This is a genomic window from Frankia sp. AgKG'84/4 (assembly GCF_023242965.2).
GTDB lineage: Bacteria > Actinomycetota > Actinomycetes > Frankiales > Frankiaceae > Frankia.
The window spans coordinates 1-5,362 of record NZ_JALKFU020000361.1 but is presented as its reverse complement, the minus strand read 5'-3'; the positions used below and the strand labels follow the sequence as shown (position 1 = coordinate 5,362).

The following is a 5,362-nucleotide window of genomic DNA, read 5'->3' as shown; positions in this document are numbered from 1 at the left end:
CGTCATCCCCACCGCCCCCTCCGGCGAGCCGGACGCCTCAGGCTGGGCCGCCGCCGGCCTCACCCCGCCCAACGGCGTCCCGGACCACCGTTAGCGGGACCGGGGGGTGGTTGGTGGGCCTAGACCCACCATCGAAGAGGCAGACCAGGCGGCTCGTGGCGACCCCGCCGCGAGCCGAGGCTCAGGACCATGACCAGAACCGCCGTCCCGATGCCGACCGCACCCACCCCACCCGCACGGGCGCTGCCCCCGGCTGCCGATCGCGCGCTCGCCCCCGACCTGGCGCGCGGCGCGATGCTGCTGTTCATCGCACTCGCCAACGCCGCCAACTGTGCCTTCGCCGGCCAGCCGGGCATCGACCCGACGCCCCGCGGCGCGGAACGCGTCGTGAACTTCCTGATGGTGACCCTGGTGCACGCGCGGGCCTACCCGGTGTTCGCCGTGATGTTCGGCTACGGCCTGATCCAGCTCGCCACCCGTCAGCGGGCGGCCGGCCAGGACGAGCGGCGGGTGCTGGGCCGCCGCGGCGGCGCGCTCGTCGGGTTCGGCCTGGTCCATGGCACGCTGCTGTACTTCGGTGACTTCCTCGGCGCGTACGGGATCGTCGGTCTCGTCGCGACGTTCCTGCTGCTGCGCCGCGGCGAGCGGTTCCACCGGGTGGTGCTGTGGCTGTGGGTCTGGCAGACCCTCGTGGTCGCGTTCTACGCGGTGACGCTCGCCGCCGGGTGGTCACACGGTCACGCGACGGTCCACAACTCCCCGGACGCTTCGCTCGCCGCGTCCTCCTACGGCCGGTCCGTGCTCGACCGGCTCGCCGAATGGCCGGTCCACACGCTGACCGTGTTGCCGTTCCTCGTCATCGTCTGGCTCGGCATGTGGATGGCACGCCGGCGCCTGCTCGACGATCCGGCGGCACACCGGGTGCTGCTGCGCCGCGTCGCCGTCGGCGGCGGCGCCCTCTCGGTCGCCGGAGCCCTGCCCTACGCACTGGTATCGGCCGGATTCCTGCAGGTCGACGCCGCTACCGTGAGGCACATGGCGATGCTGCACGACATCACCGGCGAGTACGGCGGCGTCGCGTACGTGGCCCTGTTCGGGCTGCTCGCGGTGCGCCTCGGCGCCCGGCGGCGCGGCCGGGCAGCCCCGAGGCGGTCCCTACTCCCCGCAGCCCCAGGGCCCGCCACCCCCCAGGGACCAGCAGTCCCTCCGAAACCAGCTGCCCGTCCGCAACGCCCAGCCACCCAGGAATCCGCAGCAGCCCGGGAACTCGCAGCAGCCCGGGAACTCGCAGCAGCCGCGCGCCCCGCAACAGCCTGGCGGCCCGCAGCAGGCGGGGAACCCGGCCGGTGGCCGGGTGGCGCCCGCCGCCACGCCGACCTACACCGGCCGGTCGGTACCTCCCGGGCAGGCCCAGCCTCCCGGGCAGGCCGTGCCGCGCGGCGCCGGACCGGCTGGTCAGCAGCGTGACCGGCCCCCGATGCCGACGGCTGGCCCGCCGTCAGCACCCTGGCCGGCACCAGGCGGCCAGCGCGCACCGGTGCCCCCGGCGCCGCGGACCGGGCCGATCTCGGCGCCGATGGCGACCAGTCCCTACCCGTCGTCCTACTCGCCACAGCCGGGCCGGCGCGGACCGGACCGCCGCCAGCTCGCCCTCATCGCCGCGGTAGTGCTCGCCGCGATCATCGGCATCGCGATCGCGGTCATCCTGCCGATCGGCCGCAAGGACAGCCCGCCGGCCAGCCTCGCGCCCACCGGCGTCGCACCCGGCCAGACAGCGAGTGCCACACCGAGCACGGCGCCCGGCTACGGCGTGCCGGTGACCGACGGCGACCTGCGGTTCGTCGTCTCCGGTCTGGACTGCTCCCATCGTCAACTCGGCGACGGACTGCTGGCGTTGGGCGCGAAAGGACGGTTCTGCCAGACTCGGGTCGCCGTGACCAACATCGGCGACGCCGGCCATTCGCTGGACAACACCGCCCAGTTCCTCTGGGACGATCGCGGCGCCCGCCACGAGGCGAACTTCCTCGCCCGCTTCAAGCTAGACGAGAACCTGTGGGACTCGATCGACCCCGGCGAGACGAAGAGCGGCACCCTGGTCTTCGACCTCCCGCTGGACGCGGCCCCGCGCCTGCTGGAACTCCACTCGGGCGCGCGCACCGCCGGCGCCAGGATCTCGGCCCGCTGACCGGCCGGCATCACCCGACGTCCTCACCGCGGACGCCCACGGCGCCGCCGGGCAGGGTCCCGCCGAGTGTGGTGAAGGACGCGGACGGTGCTGGCAGCCGCGTGTTGCGGTCGTCCGGCCGGATTCCGGCCAGCATGATCTCCAGGGCGCGCCGCCAGGATTCCGGCGCGGCCTGGTCGGTGAGTTCCGTCACCGTCCGTACCGACCACACCATCACCAGCACGTCCGCGGCCACCACGTCCTCGCGCACCGCGCCCGCACGCTTGGCGGCCTCCAGCATCGTCACGATCAGCGGGAGGACCTCGGCGCCGAGGGCCCGTGCGCCGGGGCTCCGCCACGTCCGCGGCGAAAGGAAAAGCCGGTGGAAGGGATCCGCCAGCAGAATCCGGGTCAGGAAGCACCGCAGCGCGTGTTCCGGCGGCTCGACGGCCGCGACCTGCGCCGCCAGTTCGCGGATGCCGTCGGCGATGGGGTGCAGGACGGCCTCGATGAGGGCGTCCTTGTTCGGAAACCTTCGGTAGAGGGTGCCCATCCCGACGCCGGCCTGGCGCGCGATTTCCTCGACGCCGACGTCCACCCCTCGCTCGACGAACAACTCCCGCGCGGCGGTGAGGATGCGCGTGCGGTTCAGTTCGGCGTCCCGGCGCAGCGGGCGCGCGGGCGGGCCGACGGCGGCTTCGGGAGCGGACGCGGACCTGGACGGCGATGACGACATGGAGGCCAGCGCTATCCGCAACGGCGTAACAACGTGGCTGTGAACCCCGGTGGCATTCTGATCATGGCAGCACACTGTAGGGGATTGTCTGGCTACAGTGCGATGTTTCTCGGCAAAAAGTGCCGCCATTCGGCTATACCCACCGCCCAATGGCCCAGACCGCCCGCTACCGTGACTGGTTGCTTGAACAGGGACAAGGTGGGCGGACGTCGAGAGCCCTTCACCGGTGGTGATCTGCCCGAGGTGGGAGTCAGGTGCGAGATAGCGGTGTCAATGCGGTCCCGGTTCGTCGGTCCGGACGGGCGGGTCCCCGCCAGGGCGCCGGGCTCGGCGCCCTGGCGCTGCTGCTCGCCGTCAGCGCGCTGGTGGCCGGCTGCACCAGCGACGGAACCCTCGTGGGCTCAGCGAGCCCGAGTTCGGCCGCGGCCGGCGCCGCCCCCGCCGGTGGTTCCGGCGCCGGCGGCGACGGCTCGGCACTGAAGCTGCTGGCGACCCTGCCGGTGCGGGCCGAGGACAACTCGCCCAAATATGTGCGCTCCGAGTTCGGGACGCCCTGGTCCGACGTGGACCACAACCACTGCGACACGCGGAACGACATCCTGCACCGCGACCTGCGCAGCACGACCATCCGCAAGTCGGACGACTGCACGGTGCTGACCGGCGAGCTGGTCGACCCGTACACGACCCGAATCATTCGGTTCGATCGGTCCCGCAACGCCTCCGCCGTCCAGATCGACCACGTCGTCCCGCTGGCCGATGCCTGGCGGACCGGTGCCCTCGACTGGACCGACGCGCAGCGCCTGCAGTTCGCGAACGACCCGGAGAACCTGCTCGCGGTGGACGGCCCGACCAACATTCGCAAGAGCGACCAGGACGCCTCCGAATGGCTGCCGCCCAGCCCAGGCGCCCAGTGCGCCTATGTGGCCCGCCAAGTCGGCCTCAAGTCCCGCTACCACCTGTGGGTGATAGCCGCCGAAGCCGCGGCGATGCGCACCGTCCTGCAGAAATGCCCCACCCAACCCGCCCTGGCCCTAACCGCCCCGAACTAACCCGCCCACCCCCCAACCCCCCAACGGAAGTCACCACACGGGTAACCACTGCACCGTGGGGGGTCTCGGGGGGGCTCGGCCCCCCCGGCAGACAAAAAAGGAAGCCCCCAACGGCGAAGCATGAGCCGTTGGGGGCTGACGTGGGCGAGGGGGGAGTTGAACCCCCACGTCCGTTAGGACACACGGACCTGAACCGTGCGCGTCTGCCATTCCGCCACTCGCCCGAGTGGGACTATCTGTGGACCGAGAGACACGCTACCACGCCGGAGATGTCCGTTGCGGCGGGGGGTCGCGTGGGTCGCGAACATGTCAGGCTGCCGAGCCGTGGGGCGAGCGCCCCCGGGGGCATACGATCTCACAGACCGGGAGAAGGGAGGTCGAGCATGGGCGTGCTACAACGCTTCGAACGGCGCCTGGGCGGCCTCGTCGAGGGCGCGTTCGCCAAGGTGTTCAAGGGTGGGGTCGAGCCCGTGGAGATCGCGAGCGCGCTGGCCCGGGAGACCGATGACAGGCGGGCGGTGAGTTCCAACCGGGTTCTCGTGCCCAACGAGTTCGCCGTCGAGCTCGCGACCGGTGACTTCACCCGGCTCTCCCCCTACGACCGGGCGTTGTGCGACGAGCTCGCGGAGATGGTCCGTGAGCACGCGGCCGAGCAGCGCTACACCTTCGTCGGCCCGGTGTCCGTCCGGATGTCGGAGGCGACCGATCTCGATGTCGGCGTGTTCCGGATCCGCAGCAGCGTGGCGGCGGCCGACCCGGGAGTGGTCAGCGGCCGGCGGCCGCGGCCGAGCGCGCCAGGCACACCTCATCTTCTGATCACGACCAAGGCGCCGGGTGGCGCCGGCGGCGAGCGAGAGTACCCGCTGGACGCTGAGACCACGGTGATCGGCCGCAGCGTCGAGTGCGACATCCGCCTGAACGACACCGGTGTCTCCCGGCGCCACGGCGAGATCCGCCGGCTTCCCGACGGGCAGTTCCTGTTCGTCGACGCCGGGTCGACGAACGGCAGTCTGGTCAACGGCCGCGCGGCCACCCAGGTCAAGCTCGTCAACGGCGACCGCATCGAGCTGGGCACCGCGACGATCGTGTTCCGCCGCGAGAGCAGCCGGGGCACCCCCCGCCCGGTCGGCCGGGGCACGCCGGTGCCCGACCGGGTCGCGCAGCGCCCGACCGGCCCCCCGGACCGGCGGCCGACCCCCGTTCCGGAAGATCCGTACCGGCGTGGCTCGAGTCCGCGCGGCGGCCGGGCCGACGCGTATGCCCAGCAGGATCCGCGTGACCGGTCGTATCCGCCGGATCCCTACCGGGAGCCGGACCGCCCAGCCCGCGCGGGCAGCGATCCAGGTCGTCGCGGCTCCTGGCCCGACGTCGGTCCCCCGCGCGCTACTGGCGACCGCGGGCGCGGCTACGACG

5 protein-coding genes and 1 tRNA gene are annotated in these 5,362 nt (G+C 72.5%); 4 read left to right on the top strand and 2 right to left on the bottom strand.

Going from position 1 to position 5,362, the window contains the following annotated elements:
• The first annotated feature begins 189 nt into the window (after positions 1–189).
• Together MXD58_RS19030 and MXD58_RS19025 are read left to right on the top strand one after the other, a co-directional pair.
• Entirely contained in the window at positions 190–1,467 is a 1,278-nt protein-coding gene (locus MXD58_RS19030) for a DUF418 domain-containing protein (protein WP_250609662.1), read from the top strand.
• Positions 1,468–1,576: 109 nt separating this feature from the next.
• Positions 1,577–2,185: a DUF4352 domain-containing protein gene (locus tag MXD58_RS19025; RefSeq protein WP_250609661.1), complete on the top strand. Its 609-nt coding sequence runs from the start codon at positions 1,577–1,579 to the stop codon at positions 2,183–2,185.
• Between the two features lie 10 nt (positions 2,186–2,195).
• On the opposite strand, the gene MXD58_RS19020 is transcribed toward MXD58_RS19025, so the two are convergent.
• A complete protein-coding gene (locus MXD58_RS19020) occupies positions 2,196–2,900 on the bottom strand; it encodes a TetR/AcrR family transcriptional regulator (RefSeq protein WP_248838459.1) in 705 nt (234 codons plus the stop codon).
• 254 nt (positions 2,901–3,154) lie between these two features.
• Between MXD58_RS19020 and MXD58_RS19015 the strand changes: the two genes are divergently transcribed.
• Positions 3,155–3,949, top strand: a complete 795-nt coding sequence (locus tag MXD58_RS19015; protein WP_248838460.1) for an HNH endonuclease family protein — start codon at positions 3,155–3,157, stop codon at positions 3,947–3,949.
• A gap of 141 nt (positions 3,950–4,090) precedes the next feature.
• Here MXD58_RS19015 and MXD58_RS19010 read toward each other — a convergent pair.
• Positions 4,091–4,173: transfer RNA gene (locus MXD58_RS19010), tRNA-Leu, on the bottom strand.
• Positions 4,174–4,332: 159 nt separating this feature from the next.
• Here MXD58_RS19010 and MXD58_RS19005 point away from each other — a divergent pair.
• Positions 4,333–5,362: FhaA domain-containing protein (locus tag MXD58_RS19005; protein WP_250609660.1), on the top strand; the 1,030-nt coding region annotated here is incomplete at its 3' end.

Bases quoted from the DNA above. Each gene is read 5' to 3' on its own strand.
- MXD58_RS19030 (WP_250609662.1), top strand. From the start codon at position 190: ATGACCAGAACCGCCGTCCCGATGCCGACCGCACCCACCCCACCCGCA.
- MXD58_RS19025 (WP_250609661.1), top strand. From the start codon at position 1,577: ATGGCGACCAGTCCCTACCCGTCGTCCTACTCGCCACAGCCGGGCCGG.
- MXD58_RS19020 (WP_248838459.1), bottom strand. From the start codon at position 2,900: ATGTCGTCATCGCCGTCCAGGTCCGCGTCCGCTCCCGAAGCCGCCGTC.